A 17,063-nucleotide genomic window follows, 5' to 3' on the forward strand; every position below is an offset into this window, starting at 1 on the left:
TCCGTTTAACGTGATGTTTACCACGCCGCGCCAGAACGGGCCGACACAGGTTCACCAAGGGGCGTATGACAGCCATGGACACTCTGCGCGGCGCCTTCGGTTCCGACTCGGCATCGGATCGGAGCTGGGACGCAATCGAGGAGGACGAGAGCGCCGAACCGGCGCCCCGTCAGCTGCCGCCCGAGGCGATCGGCCAGGACGAGCGCCGCATGCAGGTGCGCGCCTACAACCACTGGGCGAGCCTGCTCGGCGAACGAATGTTCCCGAGCATCGAGGACCTCGACCCCGCCAATCTCCCCGATTTCGGCCCGCACTCGGTGCTGCTCGATTTCTCCTACGGGATCGAGAATCCCGGGGTGCGATACCTCGGCGAGAAGCTGGCGGCGGAATGCGGCACGCAGGGGGTCATCACCCGTCTGTCGGACGTTCCGCCGCGCTCGCTGCTCAGCCGCATCACCGACCACTACATGCAAATCCTCGCCAACCAGGCGCCGATCGGGTTCGAGGCGGAATTCGTCAATCACGCCGGGATCGCGATCCTCTATCGCGGGATCCTGCTGCCCTATTCGAGCGACGACGAGACGATCGACTTCATCTACGGGGTGATCAACTGGAAGGAAATGGCCGACCAGCTGACCGCCGACGAGCTGCTGCTCGAGATCGACCAGGCGCTCGAACTCGGCAGCGACCTCGAGCTCGAGGAAGACCCGGCCCCGCGTGCGGCTGAGCCTGTCACCGACTGGGCGGATTCGCCCGCGCACGAGCACGAGGACGAGGCCGCAGCACCCGTGCACGCCTACAACGATTTCGCCGCCGACTTCGCCGACCTGAAGGCCCTTTCCGCTTTCGGCGGGACCGAGGACGCGTATGATGACGACGCGCTCCCCGATTTCAGCCAGTACAGCCTCGGCGACGACGACGAGGAATACGACGAGGACGAGGGCGAGGGCGAGAGCGCCGGCTACAACTTCGCCAGCCTTGCCGACTACATCGAGGCCCCTGCCAAGAAGGCGATCGACCTGACCGGCCTCGAGCCCATGCCCTTCGCCGAGGAAGAAGACGAGGACGAGGCTGCCGCCCCCGCATACGGCTTCGTGCCCGAACCGGTCGAAGCGCCGATTCCCGCCCCCGTCGCCGCTCCGGTCGCGGCGCGGGTGCCGGTCTTCGCCGCCGCGGACGATGTCTACGACGAAGACGAGGACGAACCCGTCTTTGCCGACGATCTGCCCGAGGATGCCGGTCTCTACGATTGCCTCGCCGCCGCGCGCGAGCTTGCCCGCGCCGCCGACAGCACCGAGGATCGCAGCCGCAGCGCGCTTTACGCAGCGGTCAGCCGCGCCTACGACTTCTCGCTCGCCGCCGCTGACGCGCCCGAGGACTATGCCGAACTGATCGCCGAAAGCGGCCTGACCGTGCAGGACCGCGCGCCCATGACCCCGGTGGTCAAGCTCGTGTTCGGGCACGATTACGACAAGACCCGCCTCACGGAATATGCCGCCGTGCTGACCCACGCGCATCGCCTCAAGCTGGCCCGCGGGACGCTTGCGGGCTTCCTCGCCGAGACCGAGGGCGGGGTGAAGGCGGTGGTCAAGGCCGAACGCCGCCTGCGCCGCGAGGAACAGGGCAAGCCGGTCGAGGAGCCCGGTGCCGTGCGCGAGGCGCTCGCCGCCCAGCTGCGCGCGCTCGAGGCGATCACGCTCGAGCATCTCGACGGGGCAGGCCCCGAATTCGCGCTGGTGCTGATCCGCCGCGACGAGATCGGCTGCGCGGAAATCCTCGCCGAACTGCCGGAAGACATCGCCCAGATCGAACGCGCCGCCCGCAAGCTCGCCGGTTGAGGCAGCCGCCGCTCTCACCCTCTCCGCCCGGACATCAACACCCGAGGCACGCTTGATGCCCGGGCGGGGACACGCCGCTTGTGTGACAGGGGCCGCGCCTTCAGTTTGCGTTCAGGCGCAACTCCGGTAGTGTCACCGCCAATGCGCGGTCGCCCCAATCCTCTGACCTTCTGCCTTGCGCTGTTGGCAAGCCTCGTCTTTGCGGCCCATCCTGCGGCAGCGCAATCGATCCTGCGTGATGCCGAGACCGAGCAGCTCCTGCTCGACATGGCCGCCCCGCTGATCGAAGCGAGTGAGCTCGAGCCCGGCAATGTCGAGCTGGTGCTGATCAACGACGGCTCGATCAATGCCTTCGTCGCCGGCGGGCAGGCGATCTATGTCCACACCGGGCTGATCGGCGCGGCCGAGAGCGCCAACGAGGTCCAGGGCGTGCTCGCCCACGAACTCGGCCACATCACGGCAGGCCACGTGGTGCGCTTTAACGAGCGCACCAAGGCGGCGAACGGAATCTCGATCCTCTCGCTGCTGCTCGGCGTCGGTGCGGCGCTGGCCGGGGCGGGCGATGCGGCGATGGGGATCATCGCCGCCGGGCAGCAGGCCGCGATGGGCAGCTTCCTCAGCTTCAACCGCGACCAGGAAGCCGCCACCGATCTTGCCGGCGTGCGCTACCTCTCGGGCGCGGGGATCAGCGGCAAGGGCATGATCAAGTTCTTCGAGCGGCTGCGCGGCAACGAGATTCGGGCCGGCTACAGCCAGACCGACGAGGCCGGTTATGCCCGCACCCACCCCCTGACCGGCGACCGCATCCAGACCCTGCGCGGGCTGCTGGAGGAGGACCGGGCATGGAATGCCGAGCCCGATCCCGAACTGCAGGAACGCTTCGTGCGCGCCAAGGCCAAGCTGTTTGGTTATCTTTCCGAGCCGCGCCGCACACTCAACGCCTATCCGGTGCGCGATACCAGCGTGCCGGCGCGCTATGCCCGCGCCTATGCCTACCACAAGGAGGCACGCGTCGATCTCGCCCTGGCCGAGGCCGATGCGCTGCTGGCGCTGGAGCCCGACAATCCGTGGTTCCTTGAGCTTAAGGGCCAGGTGCTGCTCGAATCCGGGCGACCCAAGGATGCGCTGGCGCCGCTGCGCCGCTCGACCGAGCTGACCCGCGCCCATCCGCTGATCGCCGGGATGCTCGGCCATGCGCTGATCGCCACCGAGGACCCGGCCAATTTCGCCGAGGCCGAACAGGTGCTGCGCGCCTCGGTCCAGCGGGATCGCTACAATCCCTTCGCATGGTACCAGCTCGGCGTGGTCTACGAGGCCCGCGGGGATATCCCGCGCGCGCGGCTCGCCAGCGCCGAGGTGCAGGTGATGAACCGGCAATATCCGCAGGCGCTTGCGAATGCCCAGGCGGCCGAGGCCTACCTGCCTTACGGCTCGGCAGACTGGATCCGCGCGCAGGATGTCGCGCTCGAAGCGCGCGCCGAACTGGAACGCGTGAAGAACCGCCGCTAAGGCTGGCTGTCATCCGCCTCACGCTCACGGAACCGCCATGTCCGCCGACCCTGCCCCCTCGTCCCTGCGCAACACCCTGCTGACCGCGCTGATGGCGCTGGTCTTCGGCTTTCTCGGCGCGGCGGCGTGGTCCTACTCGGGGCTTGCCGACAACCGCACCCGCGCCTTCCTGCTGGGTAACCCCGACCTGCTGCCGCAGATGGCGCAGGCCTACGAGGAACAAGAGGCCGGCAAGCGCCTCGCTCAGATGGGGGGCGCGGTGTTCGAGCCCTTCCCGGGCGTGGTGCTCGGCAACCCGAACGGCAAGACAGTGCTGGTCGAGTTCACCGATTACAATTGCCCCTATTGCGAGGCGAGCCTCAAGGACGTGAACCGGCTGATCGCCGAGGACCCCGATCTGAAGGTCGTGATCCGCGAATGGCCGATCTTCGAAGGCTCCGACGTCGCCTCGCGCATGGCCCTCGCGGCCGGGCTTCAGGGCAAGTATCGCGCCTTCCACGATGCGATGTTCGCCACCGGCGATGTCGAGGCGGCGGCGCGCAAGGCGGGGCTCGACATGGAGCGCGCGCAGCGTGACGCCGCCTCCGAGGCGGTCTCGACCGAGATCGCGCGCAATCTCGACCATGCCCGCGCGCTGGGCTTCACCGGGACGCCGGCATGGATCGCGGGCAAGACGCCTTTCGGCGGCGCGGTCGGCTACGAGAGGCTGAAGGCCGCACTCGCCAAGACGGGCGAGGCGGGCTGAGGCAGCCGCGATGCGCGCACTTGCGCTTTTCGGATTGCTGGCGGCGGGACTGTGCTGCGGGCCGCTCGCCGCACAGGCCGCCCCTCCGCCACGCGTCGACTACGCCGCCGAACGCGCCGCCATCGCCCGCTACCAGGATGCCGACCAGCGGCTCCAGGACGTGGGATGGCAGCTCGCGCGCGGCAATGCGCCGTTCTGCCCAAAGGTCGTGCCCTCGATCGGGCTGCAATTGCAGGACATGGCGAGCTACGGCGCGCCCGCCATCGCCCGCGACGCGCTGGGCCTTGCGGCCGATTTCGCGGTCCAGACTGCCGCGCGCGGATCGCCTGCCGCGCTTTCGGGGGCCTTCACCCGCAACCGCGAGGTGGTGCGGCTCGAACGCTTCGATCCCAATGGCTGGTCTGCGGGCGGGGCGATGGACTGGCAGCGGCTCGCCCGCGCGCACGACCACGTAGAGGCGATGCTGACCGAACACGGCGGTATAGCGGTCGGCTTTGCCGACGGGAGCGAGGCGCGCGTGACCCCGGCCGAGGTCTGCGCCACCCGCTTCGAACTGATGGGCGAGGGGGGCAAGGCGGTCGCCGACGGCACGCGGGTGGTGATCGGCATCGGCTTTCCCGCCTTCGCCTATGCCGAGGAGCCGGTCTTCGCCGCACTCGTCGCGCACGAGCTGGCGCACAATGTCCTCGGCCACGACGCCTGGCTCGACCGCAACGGGCGCAGGGCGAAGCTGGTGCGGCGGATCGAGCGCGAGGCCGACCGGCTGATCCCCTGGCTGCTTGCCAATGCCGGCTACGATCCCGAGGCGGGCGTGACCTTCATGACCCGCTGGGGATCGGCCCACGATTCGGGCCTCCGGATGCGCTACGGGCATGACGGCTGGGACGAGCGCGCCGAGGCGATCGCCGCCGAGGCGGTGCTGGTGAAGGCGCTCATGGCGCGCGAGGGCCGCGCCGACTGGCGCTTGCATTTCCGCCGCGAGATAGACTCGGCGAGCGGCCCTCGCCGCGCCGCGAGCCGTTGAGCCTTGCGCCGAGCCGTGGCGAGCCAGCGGCGGCAGACGCGATTTGCGGTGCCCTCTGCGACGAAATGAGCTAGACCGTCGCGTCTATGGCAGTGCTCCAGATCCAGGCGGCGCCGTTCTTCGCGAGCAAGAATCGGGCGTTCTGGAACCTCCAGCTGGCGGGCTGGGGCGCGGCGTTCCTGCTGCGCGCGGTCTCGGCGCTGGCCAACAAGCAGGAACTTGCGGTTCTTGCGCTGATCCTTGTCACCACCATCACCGGCTTTTCGATCAGCCTGATCCTTTCGGTGATCTATCGCCAGCTGATCCGCCAGCAGCCGCTGGTGACGTGGGGGGTGACCGCGCTGGTGCTGTTTGTCGCGGTGTTGCTCCACGCCTCGATCGATGCTTGGGTGCAGGGGGTGTATACCGGCGGCGGCCGCGACAGCTTCGTCCAGCGCCTGATCGGCCTGCTCTACCTGCCGATGACCCTGCTTGGCGGGTGGAGCGCGCTCTACTACGCGATCAACTTCTTCCTGACGGTGGAACAGCAGGCCGACCGGCTCGAGCGGCTGGAGGCGCAGGCCACCGCGGCGCAGCTTGCCATGCTGCGCTACCAGCTCAATCCGCATTTCCTGTTCAACACCCTGAATTCGATTAGCACGCTGGTGCTGCTGAAGCAGACCGAGCCCGCCAACGCTATGCTCACGCGCCTGTCCGGCTTCCTGCGCCACACCCTGATCGCCGAGCCCGGCAGCCAGGTCACGCTGGCTCAGGAGATCGAGACGCTTCAGCTCTACCTCGACATCGAGCGGATGCGCTTTGAAGAACGCCTGCGCACCCATTTCGAGATCGAGGACGCCGCGCTCCAGGCGCAGCTTCCGGCGATGCTGCTGCAACCGCTGGTCGAGAACGCGATCAAGTATGCCGTCAGCCCGCAGGAGGAAGGCGCGCAGATCGCGCTCACCGCGCGGGTCATCGGCGAGCGACTGCGGCTGACGGTCGAGGACACCGGACCTGGTGCCGACGACACGCCGCGTGCCGTGACGGGTGATCCGGTGCCGGGTCGCCCGGTCTCCACCGGCGTCGGCCTCGCCAACATCCGCAACCGCCTGGCGCAGGCCTATGGCGACCAACACCTGTTCGAAACGAGATCCGAAGCTGGGGGCGGCTTCACTGTGCTGATCGAGATTCCCTTCACACCGGCCGCGAGAGCCGGGGAAGCGACAGCACCCGCCGTGGCAGTCGGGACTGCCCCAAGCGGCGGGGGCGACAACATCATCCCCCTCAACCCCCCCATAAGAACCATCGGAACAACCGCATGACCATCAGAACCATCCTTGTCGACGACGAGAAGCTCGCGATCCAGGGCCTGCAGCTCCGGCTCCAGGCCTTCGAGGACGTGGAGATCATCGACACCTGCGCCAACGGCCGCGAGGCGATCCGCAAGATCAAGACCGAGAAGCCCGATCTCGTCTTCCTCGACATCCAGATGCCCGGCTTCGACGGCTTTTCGGTCGTCAAGGGCGTGATGGAGATCGAACCGCCGCTGTTCGTCTTCGTCACGGCCTACGAGGAACACGCGATCCGCGCCTTCGAGGCGAACGCGGTCAACTACCTGATGAAGCCGGTCGACGAACAGAAGCTTGCTGACACCATCGAGCGCGTTCGCCAGCGCCTTGCCGAGAAGAAATCGTCCGAGGATGCCGGGCAATTGCTCGAAGTGCTCTCGGAAATCGCGCCCGAGCGCGCGGCGGATTTCGTCGAGACCGCCACCCCGGCGGCAGAAAGCGCGGACCGCTTCGAGAAGCTCATCAACGTCAAGGACCGCGGCCAGATTTTCCGTGTCGAAGTCGACACGATCGAGCATATCGAGGCTGCGGGCGACTACATGATCATCTCCACCGGCGACAATTCGCTGGTGCTGCGCGAGACGATGAAGGATCTCGAGCGCCGCCTCGATCCGCGCAAGTTCCAGCGCGTGCACCGCAGCACCATCGTCAACCTCGACCTCGTCCGGCAGGTGAAGCCCCACACCAACGGTGAATGCTTCCTGGTGCTGGACAGCGGCGCCGAGGTGAAGGTGTCGCGCTCCTATCGCGACGTGGTGGCGCGCTTCGTCCACTGATCCGCGCGAGGCACAGCCTATTCCGCGGCCTCGGCCGTCAGGCGCTTGCGGGTCTCCTCGTCGCGCTGGCGGATCATGGCGGGGATGCGGAACAGGTCGGTGACCGCCCAGACCGCGGTGACCGGAAGGCCGATGATCGTGATGCCGATGCCGAGCATCACGATCGCGGTCTTCCGTTCACCGAGATAGAAGCGGTGCGCACCCAGCACTCCGAGGAAGACGCAAAGAAGGTAGGCCGCCAGCTTGCTCGGCCTATGCGCGGCAACTTGGAAATCGATCAGCATCTTCTGTTGAAGGCTGAACGGGATTCTCCGGCACTCGTCGTCATGCGAGTCCACGCCTTGCGCCCTCTCCACCTGCGTTTGCCATTCCTGTTTCCGGCTGGCTTGGTAGAAGGATATTGCATGACATGCCGTCAAACAACTGACAATCAGCTAACGGTTTGAACCTATGACCGATTTTGTCCTTCCCGGCTTTGATCTCGCCGCCTTCGTCCGCGCGACGCTTGCCGAGGATCTCGGCGAGGGCCTTTCCGGCGGGGGGCGGGATGTGACCTCCGAAAGCGTGATCCCCGCCGAAGCCCGCTTCTCCGGCGTCATGGACAGCCGGGATGCGATCACCGTTGCGGGGCTGCCGCTGGCCGAGGCGTTCTTCCGCCATCTCGATCCCGACTGCGCCATCGACAGCCTCGTGCACGATGGCGACAAGGTGCCCGCCGGCACGGACCTGATGCGGATCGAGGGCCGGGCGCGCGCGCTGCTGACGGCGGAGCGCAGCGCCCTCAATATCGTCCAGCACCTCTCAGGCATCGCCACGCTGACGCAAGCCTATGTCACCGCCATGCGCGGCCCCGGGGGCAATCCGGCCTGCACATTGCTCGATACCCGCAAGACCATTCCGGGCCTCAGGTTCCTCGAGAAATATGCCACCCGTCAGGGCGGGGCGCAGAACCACCGCATGGGGCTGTGGGACGCGGCGATGATCAAGGACAATCACGTCGCGGTCGCCGGCAGCGTCGGCGAGGCCGTGCGGCGCGCGCGCGAAGCGGGGGTCGAGAGGATCATCTGCGAGGTGGATAGCCTCGACCAGATCGAACCCGCGCTGGCGGCTGGCGCCCATCACCTGCTGCTCGACAACATGGACCCGGCCACCCTCGCGGAGGCCGTCGAACTGGTTGCAGGCCGCGTTCCGACCGAGGCGAGTGGGGGTGTCAACCTCGACACCATCGCCGCGAAAGCGGCGAGCGGGGTGGACTACATCTCGGTCGGGCGCCTCACCCAGAGCGCGCCGGCCGCCGATATCGGACTGGATTTCAAGCCGCTGTGAAGCTTGCGCGGGGGCCCAGACCGCTGGCGATCCGCGTCTTCGCCGCGGCCTTCCTCGCTGCGGCGCTGCTGCGGCTGGTGCGCGGGCTCGACGACCTGACGCGCGCCCAGAGCGCCTATGCCGCCCATCTGCCGTGGTTCGCGTGGGACCGCGACTGGACCATCGTCGCGCTGTCGGCCGAATTCACGATCGCGCTGATCCCGCTGGTGTGGATCTACCTCTTCGCCGCGCCCTTCGCGCGCTGGCTGGTGCTGGGCTTCGGCGCGCTGCGGCTGGCGATGCTCGATCCGGCCGCGCTGACCGGCGCGCTGCTTGTCGCGGTCGCGATGGCGAGCCTGCTCACCGCGCAGGCCGGACGCTGGTTCGCACGCGTGCCGGAGCCGGAGCAAGACGGTCCTGCCATTTTCGAATAGACTTGTGTTCACCGCATGTTAGCTTGCCCCCGTTGTTGCTGAAGAGGGGATGTTCATGCGACCGGCTTCCATCACGAAATTCGACCAGCTCTACCTCGGCGCGATGGCGCTGGGGATCGCCAACACCGTGCTGAACTACGACAACACCATGGCGCAGCTTGAGGCCGATCCGGCGGTGGCCGCCGCGGGCATGGCGGGTCCCGGCTTCATGCTCGCTGCCACCGCCTTCGGCTTCGCCATCTCGCTGCTGCTGTGGTTCTTCATCTCGCGCCGGGCCTCGAACATCGCCAAGTGGATCCTGCTGGTGCTGACCCTGATCGGCACGCTGATGATGCCGCTGGGTCTGGCAGCGGTGCCGCTGGTGCAGGCGGTCATCGCGGTGGCGATCACGGTGATGCAGATCGCCGCCCTCTGGTTCCTGTTCCGGCCCGATGCCAAGGCGTGGTTCGAGCACGGGCCGAAGGGCATGGACCCGGCCGCCTTCGAATAGGCGCGCCGCGGCGTGAGGGCGGGGTTCGCGGGAGTGGCGGCGCTGGCCGCGCTGCTGCCCGCCCCTGCGCTCGCGCAGGCCTACCAGTGCCGCGCCCCGCAGGTGGCGAGCGTGCCGCGCATCGTCCCCGACGGCCCGCGCCGGGTTCTGCCGGTGACAGGCTACACCCTCGCGCTGAGCTGGTCGCCCGAGTTCTGCAAGCCGCGCAGCCGAGATCGCTCCCACACCTTCCAGTGCGCGGGCAAGCAGGGCCGCTTCGGCCTCGTCGTCCACGGACTCAGGCCCGAAGGCGCACGGGACTGGCCGCAATGGTGCGAGGCTCGCACGGCCCTCACCCCCGCCGATATCCGCGGGGCGATGTGCCTGATGCCCTCCGAGCGCCTCGTCGCGCGCCAATGGGCGAAGCACGGCGCCTGCATGGTCAAGCGCCCCGCGAACTACCTCAAGGTGATCCGCATCCTGCGTTCGGGCCTGCGCCTGCCCGATTACGACCGCATCAGCCGCGAGGAGGGGCTGACCGCAGGCCGCATTCGCGCCGCCTTCGCCGATGCCAATCCGGAATGGCCCGAGGCGGCAATCGCAGTGATGCTCTCCCCGCGCGGCTGGCTCGAGGAGATTCGTCTTTGCTATTCCAAGACCTTCCACCCGGTGCGCTGTCCGCCCGCGAGGCGGGGTGCGAAGGACAACACGCCAGCGCAGATCTGGCGCGGTTTGTGACCGTTCTTTCCCATCAGGAGTTGCAACCCTCATGAATGCCACGAATTCCGTCTGGTCCCTCGCGCTGGGCATCCTGTTCCTGCTGATCGTCGTCGTCTGAGGCGGGCTCGGGTCCTGCGCAGCCTACAACTCGGTGCGCGTCTGGAACGCGGAGACCGCCGGCGAGGCCGAACTCGCCCAGGCGCGCCAGAACCGCCAGATCGCCACCCTCGAGGCCGAGGCCAAGCTGGAAAGCGCCAAGCTGCTTGCGCGGGCCGAGGTCGAGCGCGCCAAGGGCGTGGCCGAGGCCAACCGCATCGTCGCCGACGGTCTGGGCGGGCCGGAGGGCTATCTGCGCTATCTCTATATCGAGCACCTCGCGCAGTCGCAGGGGCAGATCATATATGTCCCGACCGAGGGCGGCCTGCCGATCCTCGAGGCCGGGCGGCTGCGACCGAGGCCAGCACCCGCGCAGGAGTGAGCAGGTTGTTGTAATAACCGCTACATTCCATATCTTTGCGGGACCCACCAACCTGCCCCGAAGGAGCGGCGCATGAGCTACGCGCTCGATCACCTCACCATCCTGTCGCGCGATCCGGACCAGGCCGCCGCCTTCTACGGCTTCCTGCTGCCGCGCATAGGTTTCGTGCAGAAGAAGCGCGGCATCTGGGCAAACGCGGCCGGGCTGCACATCCAGTTCGGCAAGGCGAAGGAGGGGACGGGGGACTATGGCCGCTATGCCCCCGGCCTCAACCATTTCGGCTTTTCCGCCCCGAGCGCGGCGGCGGTCAAGGCGCTCGCGGCCGAGCTGGAGGCGGCAGGCATTGAGGCGCGGCTCCAGCATTTCGAGCCGGGCATCACTGCCCTGTTCGTGCCCGATCCGGACGGCCTGAGGGTGGAAATCAGCTACTACCCTCGCGGAGTGCCGCCGGTGGACTGACGCTGGGGGCCTAACGCCGCTCCCTGAAGAACGCCCTGAGCAAATCGGCCGCCTCCTCCTCGCCGATCCCGGTATAGACCTCGGGGCGGTGGAGGCATTGCGGGTGGTCGAACACCCGCGCGCCCTGCTCGATCGCGCCGCCCTTGGGGTCGCTCGCGGCGTAATAGAGCCGCGCGATCCGCGCATGGGCAATGGCGCCCGCGCACATCGCGCAAGGCTCCAGCGTGACCCACAGCTCGCAGCCCGTCAGGCGTTCATCGCCGAGCACCTCGGCGGCGCGGCGGATCGCGAGGATCTCGGCATGGGCGGTGGGATCGTGGGAGCCGCGCGGTGCGTTATGCGCCTCGGCGATCACTTCGCCGTCCTTCACGACCACCGCGCCGATCGGCACCTCGCCGGCCGCGGCGGCGGCGCGCGCGGCGGCGAGGGCGCGGGGCATGAAGCTGCGGAATGTCCGCCCGCTCATGCCCCGCGCCCGTGGCCGGCAGGATTACTCCTCGTTGCCGGTTGCCGGCGTGCCTTCGGCATCGGGCATGGTGATATCGACATCCGGAACCTCGACCGTCTTTTCCTCGGTGCCGACATCGACGTCGGCGGTCTCGACGTCGTATTCCGGCATCTGGCCACCCGTCACCTCGACTTCGGGCATCTCGCCTTCCTGCGTCTGGTCGACATCGCACGCGGCAAGGCCGATTGCCAAGGGGGCGATGAGGCTGGTGATGATGATGCGCTTCATGATTGTGGTTCTCCTTGAGGCCTGACAATGCGGGCATCGCCCCCGTCAGGTCGGCCGCGAATGCAGAAGACGGTGCGATTGCAGGCCATCACATGGGTTAGGCTTGGCACCCCGGCAGCCGCCCGGCTGGCCGGGGGAGCGCATCCTGCTTGACGATTCGGGTCTGCCCCGTTATGCGCGCCGCTTTCCCGGCTAGAACCGACTTTTACGAGAAGAGACACACCATGTCGCGCATCTGCGAACTGACCGGCAAGGGCCGCCAGGTCGGCCACAACGTGAGCCACGCCAACAACAAGACCAAGCGCGTCTTCCTGCCCAACCTGCAGAACGTGACGCTGATGAGCGAAAAGCTCGAGCGCAGCTTCAAGTTCCGCGTTTCGACCCACGGCCTGCGCTCGGTCGAGCACAATGGCGGGCTCGACAACTGGCTGCTCAAGACCAGCGACGAAAAGCTCTCGGCCAACGCGCTGAAGGTGAAGCGCGAACTGATCAAGGCCCAGGCCGCGGCCTGATTTTCCGCCCGCCCGTCCAGGGTGAAGGCGAATCGATCAAGCGTCCGGACCTCCGGGCGCTTTTTCGTTATGGCGCGATCGAACCGTCCCAGGCGAAGCGCACCAGCAGCGTGCGCTGGAAGATCGAGAAATTGTCGTCCGAGATCAGCCAGACGCTACCCTTGCGCGGGTCGGCGACCGAGGGAACATAGGCGATCCCCTCGAAATTCTCCGCAAGGATGCCGTCTTGCATCTGCGCGACGAGGCGCGCCTCCCACGCGGCGCCCGCGCGGATCCTGCGCGGATCGGCAATCGCGATCGCGGCGCTGAACCTCGCCGGGATCCTGTAATCGACCTGCCTCAAGAGGATCAGCACCCGCCCATCGGGCAGCTGGGTGGCGTCGACCGGATTGAAGTTGGCCGGGCCAAGGAAGCGGAAGGCCAGCGGCGGCGTTCCGCTCTCGCCCGGATCGCCCGGATACAGCAGCGCATCGTGCAACCGGCGGTCGCCGCCGATGTTGCCCTCGGCAATCATCAGAAAGCGCCCGTCGGCGAGCCGCTCCATCGTCTCGGGCCCGCTGTTGGCGCTCCAATCCGCGATGTCCGGCGGGGCATGGACGCTGCGTCCGCCCTGCCGCGGGAAGCGCATGACGAGATTGTCATGCTCGAAGGCCGCCCACAGCGTGCCGGTCACCGGGTCGCGCGCCAGTGCCTCGAGATCGACGAATTCCTTGCGACCTCGGGTGCTGATCCCGACGAAGCGGAAGCTGGCAAGGACAGGGCGGGGCGCCTCCCCAGCCAGATCGATGTCGAGCAGGAAGCCGCGGTCGCTCCCCGCGATCAGCGCCGGACCCTCTCCCGCCACGAGCGCGGAAAAGCCGCCGAAGAAGCCCTGCGGGGACGTCAGTTCCCAGACGCCGTCGGGTTGGCCCAGCTCGCCCGCCACCTTCCCTTGAGCGATCCGCGGCGTGACGGCGATCTGGGCCGGATCGCTGCGCAGCTGGCCGGGCGCACGCAGGAAGGTCCCCGGTGCGAGGGCCAGCGCCACCACCGCGATCCCGAACAGGCGCAGCGCCCGCACGTGCCCGGTGCGCCGCGCGCGGGGGGCGTCGGGGATCATCGATGCGCTGGGATCAGGCGAGGCCGAGCAGGCGGCGCGTGGCGATCTCGGGCGAGGCGTAGGCCTCCTGCCGCTCGGCGCTCCAGTAGCGCAGTTCGGGCAGCGGGATCGCCTCGCCCGTCACCGCGCAGAGCACGTGGCTCCCCGGGCGCAGCACCCGGAAGCTGGAGGGACCGTAGTAGAGCTTGGCGACCTTGTCGGAGGGAGTCATCAGCATGGGCCCCCTGATAGCACCGAGCAGCTAGCCGAACAAATCATCTTGGGCGGGCGGCGGCGCCGATTTCGCGGGCTTGCGGGGCGGAGGCGCAGGCGGGGGCGGGGCTGCGCCCTCGGGCACGGCGGCGAGCGTCCCGTCGCGCCATTGCAGGAGCAGGCGCGCCTCGCCTGCGGCCTCGGTGCGGGTGGTGAGCGCCCGGCCCCCGGCGCCGCGGATGATGGCATAGCCGCGCTCCAGCGGCTTTTCGGGATGGAGCTGGCTCATCACCCGGGTGAGCGCGGCGAGGCGGTGCGCGCCCTCGCGCAGGGGGCGTTCGACGAGGACGGGCGAGAGGCGCGCACGGTCGAGCCGCCGCTGCGCCTCGGCGGCGCTGCGCAAGAGCAGGCTCGGCGAAAGGCGCGCGGCGACCCCGGCGAGCCGTTCGCGCCCCTTGGCCGAACGGTCGCCGAGCGCGCGGCGCAGGCGCTCCGACAAATCGTCGAGCCGCTGGGCCTGGGGTGCGAGCAGGTTCTCGGGCCGGGGCAGCAGCCGCACACGGGCGGCGAGCCTCTCACGCCCCAGCTCGACCGGGCGATAGACCGCGCGGCGCTGGCGCTGGGCAAGGTCGGCGAGGGTGAAGGCGAGGTCGGCGCGCACCGGCACGGCCATCTCGGCGGCAGCGGTGGGGGTGGGCGCGCGCCGGTCGGCGGCGAAATCCGCGAGCGTGGTGTCGGTCTCGTGCCCCACGGCGCTGATCACGGGGATGGTGCATTCGGCGATGGCGCGCACCACCGCTTCCTCGTTGAAGCTCCACAGGTCCTCGATCGAGCCGCCCCCGCGCGCGACGATCACCACGTCGGGTTGCGGAACCGGGCCGCCAGGCTGGAGCGCGGAGAACCCGCGCACCGCCGCTGCGACCTGCTCGGCCGCGCCCTGCCCCTGCACCAACACCGGCCAGACGAGCACGTGGCTGGGGAAGCGGTCGGCGAGGCGATGGAGGATGTCGCGGATCACCGCCCCCGTCGGCGACGTGACGACGCCGATCACCTGCGGCAGGAAGGGCAGCGCCCGCTTGCGCTCCGCCGCGAACAGCCCCTCGGCGGCGAGCCGCGTCCGGGTCTTTTCGAGCAGCGCCAGCAGCGCGCCCTCTCCGGCCAGTTCGAGACTGTCGATCACGATCTGGTATTTCGACCGCCCGGGGTAGGTGGTGAGCTTGCCGGTGGCGATCACCTCGAGGCCATCCTCGGCGCGGAAATTGAGGCGGGCGGCGTTGCCCTTCCACATCACCCCGTCGATCACCGCGCCCTCGTCCTTGAGGCAGCAGTAGAAGTGCCCCGAGGCGGCGCGCTTCACCCCCGAAAGTTCGCCGCGCAGCCGCACGAAGCCGAAGCGGTCCTCGACCGTGCGCTTGAGCAGCGCGGATATCTCGCTGATCGTGAGCGGCTGGGCGTTGTCCCCGGGCTTGGGATTGGCGATCAGGTCTGACATTGGTGCACGACGCTTAGCTGTGTCCAAAGAAGGACGGCCCTTCGACAGGCTCGGGGCGAACGGATATGGGCCGACTCAATACCCGTTCGCGCCGAGCTTGTCGAAGCGCTGTCCTGTCTTTTGCGCGAGGTTTCGCAGATGAACATCCTTCTCCTCGGTTCCGGAGGTCGCGAGCACGCGCTGGCCTGGCAATTGCGCCAATCGCCGAGCCTGCGCGGCACCCTCTATGCCGCGCCCGGAAATCCCGGCATCGCCGAGGAGGCCGAGGTAGTGGCGCTGGAGGTGACCGATCATGCCGCGGTGATCGCCTTCTGCGGCGACAAGGCCATCGACCTCGTCGTGATCGGCCCCGAGGCGCCGCTGGTCGACGGGCTTTCCGACAGCCTGCGCGCCGCCGGCGTGCCGGTGTTCGGCCCCTCCAAGGCCGCCGCGCAGCTCGAGGGCTCCAAGGGCTTCACCAAGGACCTGTGCGCCCGCGCAGGCATTCCCACCGCCGGTTACGTGCGCACCGCATCGCTCGAGGAAGCGCGCGTCGCCCTCGCCAAGTTCCAAGCGCCCTATGTGCTCAAGGCCGATGGCTTGGCGGCGGGCAAGGGGGTGGTGATCGCCGCGAGCCTCGCCGAGGCCGAGGAGACGCTCGCCGACATGTTCGGCGGCGGCTTCGGCGGCGCGGGCGCGCAAGTGGTGATCGAGGAATTTATGGAGGGCGAGGAGGCGAGCTTCTTCGCCCTCACCGACGGCACCACCATCGTCCCCTTCGGCAGCGCGCAGGATCACAAGCGCGTCGGCGACGGCGACACCGGACCCAACACTGGCGGGATGGGCGCCTATTCCCCCGCCCCGGTGCTTACGCCCGAATTGCAGGCCCGCGTCATGGCCGAGATCGTCGAGCCGACCGTGCGCACCATGCGCGAGGAGGGGAATCCCTATCAAGGCGTGCTCTATGCGGGCCTCATGCTCACCGCAGAGGGGCCGAAGCTGATCGAATACAACGCCCGCTTCGGCGATCCCGAATGCCAGGTGCTGATGATGCGGTTGGAGAGCGATCTTGCCGCGATCATGCTCGCCTGTGCGCAAGGCAGCCTCGAAGGGACCCGCGTCGCCTTCCACGACGAGACCGCGCTCACGGTGGTGATGGCGGCGAGGGGCTATCCCGGCACGCCCGAGATGGGCGGCGCGATCGACCTCGGTGCGGCGGAAGCCGAGGGCGCCAAGGTCTTCCATGCCGGAACCGCGCTGAAGGAGGGCGCGCTGGTCGCGAACGGCGGGCGGGTGCTCAACGTGACGGCGACCGGCGCAAGCGTGACGGAGGCGCAGGCCAAGGCCTATGCCGCCGTCGATGCGATCACCTTCCCCACCGGCTTCTGCCGCCGCGATATCGGCCAAAAGGAAGTGGCCCGCGAGGCCGCCCGCAACGCCTAGCGCCCCGCGCGTTCCTCGATCGGGTCGCGGGGCGTGCGGTCCGCATAGTCGAACACCGCAGGCTTGCGCCGCAGTGGTGAGACGCGCACGCCCTCGGCTTCGAGCAGCGCCTGCTGGGCCTCGGTGCCGCCGGGGTATTTGGGGTTGAGGAACCCGCCCTTCTTCAGCACCCGCCACCACGGGGTCAGCTCCTCCTCGGGCAGGAAAGGGCGCTGTTCCTCTGCGGCGCGGGCGGCCATGTTCAGGAAGATCGCGGTCGAGACCGGACAGGCGACCGCCACCTTGTGCCGCCGTGCGAGGGCGGCGCGCAGGTCGTCGAGCGTCACGATTTCCCCCTCCGCAAGGGTGCGCACCAGCGCATTCACCTCGGCCGGGCTGGAGACGACCATCGCCCCGCCGCCCGCCTCGCGGTAGCCGGGTGCACCGGGCGGGATCATGTGGACGATATGCGGCTCTCGGCCGCTGTTGAGGTGGTCGAGGGCAGTCTTGCGCTTGGCCATCGGGCACTCCTTCTCCTGATTCGCC

The 17,063-nt window shown here is 68.6% G+C and carries 21 protein-coding genes; 14 read left to right on the forward strand and 7 right to left on the reverse strand.

Features of this window, described 5'->3' with window-relative positions; genetic code table 11:
* Positions 1–74 precede the first annotated feature (74 nt).
* From CBR61_RS02775 to CBR61_RS02800, 6 genes are all read left to right on the forward strand, one after another.
* The gene (locus CBR61_RS02775; protein WP_088912991.1) at positions 75–1,838 is read left to right on the forward strand and encodes a hypothetical protein; all 1,764 of its coding nucleotides are present in this window, start codon (positions 75–77) and stop codon (positions 1,836–1,838) included.
* Between the two features lie 141 nt (positions 1,839–1,979).
* Positions 1,980–3,347 carry a M48 family metalloprotease gene (locus tag CBR61_RS02780; RefSeq protein ID WP_088912992.1) on the forward strand — a complete coding sequence of 456 codons (1,368 nt, stop codon included), beginning with the start codon at positions 1,980–1,982 and terminating at the stop codon, positions 3,345–3,347.
* 37 nt (positions 3,348–3,384) lie between these two features.
* Complete coding sequence (locus CBR61_RS02785; RefSeq protein ID WP_088912993.1) at positions 3,385–4,092, forward strand: DsbA family protein; 708 nt, start codon at positions 3,385–3,387, stop codon at positions 4,090–4,092.
* A 10-nt stretch (positions 4,093–4,102) separates the two neighbouring features.
* Entirely contained in the window at positions 4,103–5,116 is a 1,014-nt protein-coding gene (locus CBR61_RS02790; RefSeq protein ID WP_233996821.1) for a hypothetical protein, read from the forward strand.
* Positions 5,117–5,202: 86 nt separating this feature from the next.
* Positions 5,203–6,417: a sensor histidine kinase gene (locus CBR61_RS02795; protein ID WP_088912994.1), complete on the forward strand. Its 1,215-nt coding sequence runs from the start codon at positions 5,203–5,205 to the stop codon at positions 6,415–6,417.
* Positions 6,414–7,220: a LytR/AlgR family response regulator transcription factor gene (locus tag CBR61_RS02800; RefSeq protein WP_088912995.1), complete on the forward strand. Its 807-nt coding sequence runs from the start codon at positions 6,414–6,416 to the stop codon at positions 7,218–7,220. Before CBR61_RS02795 ends, CBR61_RS02800 begins: the two co-directional genes overlap by 4 nt.
* Before the next feature lie 17 nt (positions 7,221–7,237).
* Here CBR61_RS02800 and CBR61_RS02805 read toward each other — a convergent pair whose 3' ends face one another.
* Positions 7,238–7,504, reverse strand: a complete 267-nt coding sequence (locus CBR61_RS02805; RefSeq protein ID WP_088912996.1) for a TM2 domain-containing protein — start codon at positions 7,502–7,504, stop codon at positions 7,238–7,240.
* 166 nt (positions 7,505–7,670) lie between these two features.
* On the opposite strand from CBR61_RS02805, the gene nadC reads away from it, so the two are divergent.
* From nadC to CBR61_RS02835, 6 genes are all read left to right on the forward strand, one after another.
* Positions 7,671–8,546, forward strand: coding sequence for a carboxylating nicotinate-nucleotide diphosphorylase (gene nadC, locus CBR61_RS02810; protein WP_088912997.1), 876 nt, complete (start codon positions 7,671–7,673; stop codon positions 8,544–8,546).
* Complete coding sequence (locus tag CBR61_RS02815; protein WP_088912998.1) at positions 8,543–8,959, forward strand: hypothetical protein; 417 nt, start codon at positions 8,543–8,545, stop codon at positions 8,957–8,959. The genes nadC and CBR61_RS02815 overlap by 4 nt, the downstream gene beginning before the upstream one ends.
* A 55-nt stretch (positions 8,960–9,014) precedes the next feature.
* On the forward strand, positions 9,015–9,449 hold the full coding sequence (locus CBR61_RS02820; RefSeq protein WP_157696472.1) for a hypothetical protein: 435 nt from the start codon (positions 9,015–9,017) through the stop codon (positions 9,447–9,449).
* A gap of 12 nt (positions 9,450–9,461) precedes the next feature.
* Positions 9,462–10,166: a ribonuclease T gene (locus tag CBR61_RS02825; RefSeq protein WP_088913000.1), complete on the forward strand. Its 705-nt coding sequence runs from the start codon at positions 9,462–9,464 to the stop codon at positions 10,164–10,166.
* A 133-nt stretch (positions 10,167–10,299) separates the two neighbouring features.
* Positions 10,300–10,626, forward strand: coding sequence for a membrane protease subunit (locus tag CBR61_RS02830; protein ID WP_233996822.1), 327 nt, complete (start codon positions 10,300–10,302; stop codon positions 10,624–10,626).
* A gap of 72 nt (positions 10,627–10,698) precedes the next feature.
* The gene (locus CBR61_RS02835) at positions 10,699–11,085 is read left to right on the forward strand and encodes a VOC family protein (RefSeq protein WP_088913001.1); all 387 of its coding nucleotides are present in this window, start codon (positions 10,699–10,701) and stop codon (positions 11,083–11,085) included.
* Between the two features lie 10 nt (positions 11,086–11,095).
* On the opposite strand, the gene tadA is transcribed toward CBR61_RS02835, so the two are convergent.
* Both tadA and CBR61_RS02845 read right to left on the reverse strand, forming a co-directional pair.
* Positions 11,096–11,551 (reverse strand): tRNA adenosine(34) deaminase TadA, encoded by a 456-nt coding sequence (gene tadA, locus CBR61_RS02840; RefSeq protein WP_233996823.1) that lies wholly within the window; start codon positions 11,549–11,551, stop codon positions 11,096–11,098.
* 24 nt (positions 11,552–11,575) lie between these two features.
* Positions 11,576–11,821 carry a hypothetical protein gene (locus CBR61_RS02845; protein WP_088913002.1) on the reverse strand — a complete coding sequence of 82 codons (246 nt, stop codon included), beginning with the start codon at positions 11,819–11,821 and terminating at the stop codon, positions 11,576–11,578.
* Between the two features lie 224 nt (positions 11,822–12,045).
* Here CBR61_RS02845 and rpmB point away from each other — a divergent pair, with 224 nt between their 5' ends.
* Positions 12,046–12,333 carry a 50S ribosomal protein L28 gene (gene rpmB, locus CBR61_RS02850; RefSeq protein WP_088913003.1) on the forward strand — a complete coding sequence of 96 codons (288 nt, stop codon included), beginning with the start codon at positions 12,046–12,048 and terminating at the stop codon, positions 12,331–12,333.
* Between the two features lie 67 nt (positions 12,334–12,400).
* Here the strand turns inward: rpmB and CBR61_RS02855 are convergent, their stop codons facing one another.
* From CBR61_RS02855 to xseA, 3 genes are read right to left on the reverse strand one after another with little or no spacing between them, the layout of a single operon-like run.
* A complete protein-coding gene (locus CBR61_RS02855) occupies positions 12,401–13,432 on the reverse strand; it encodes an esterase-like activity of phytase family protein (protein ID WP_088913004.1) in 1,032 nt (343 codons plus the stop codon).
* Positions 13,433–13,445: 13 nt separating this feature from the next.
* Complete coding sequence (locus tag CBR61_RS02860) at positions 13,446–13,649, reverse strand: DUF2093 domain-containing protein (protein ID WP_088913005.1); 204 nt, start codon at positions 13,647–13,649, stop codon at positions 13,446–13,448.
* Positions 13,650–13,673: 24 nt separating this feature from the next.
* On the reverse strand, positions 13,674–15,116 hold the full coding sequence (xseA, locus tag CBR61_RS02865; RefSeq protein ID WP_088913006.1) for an exodeoxyribonuclease VII large subunit: 1,443 nt from the start codon (positions 15,114–15,116) through the stop codon (positions 13,674–13,676).
* 138 nt (positions 15,117–15,254) lie between these two features.
* Here xseA and purD point away from each other — a divergent pair, with 138 nt between their 5' ends.
* Entirely contained in the window at positions 15,255–16,538 is a 1,284-nt protein-coding gene (gene purD / locus CBR61_RS02870) for a phosphoribosylamine--glycine ligase (protein WP_088915415.1), read from the forward strand.
* Here the strand turns inward: purD and CBR61_RS02875 are convergent.
* Positions 16,535–17,038: an MGMT family protein gene (locus CBR61_RS02875; protein WP_088913007.1), complete on the reverse strand. Its 504-nt coding sequence runs from the start codon at positions 17,036–17,038 to the stop codon at positions 16,535–16,537. The genes purD and CBR61_RS02875 overlap by 4 nt on opposite strands.
* Between the last annotated feature and the right edge of the window lie 25 nt (positions 17,039–17,063).

This window comes from Porphyrobacter sp. CACIAM 03H1 (assembly GCF_002215495.1).
In the GTDB taxonomy this organism is placed as follows: Bacteria; Pseudomonadota; Alphaproteobacteria; order Sphingomonadales; family Sphingomonadaceae; genus Erythrobacter.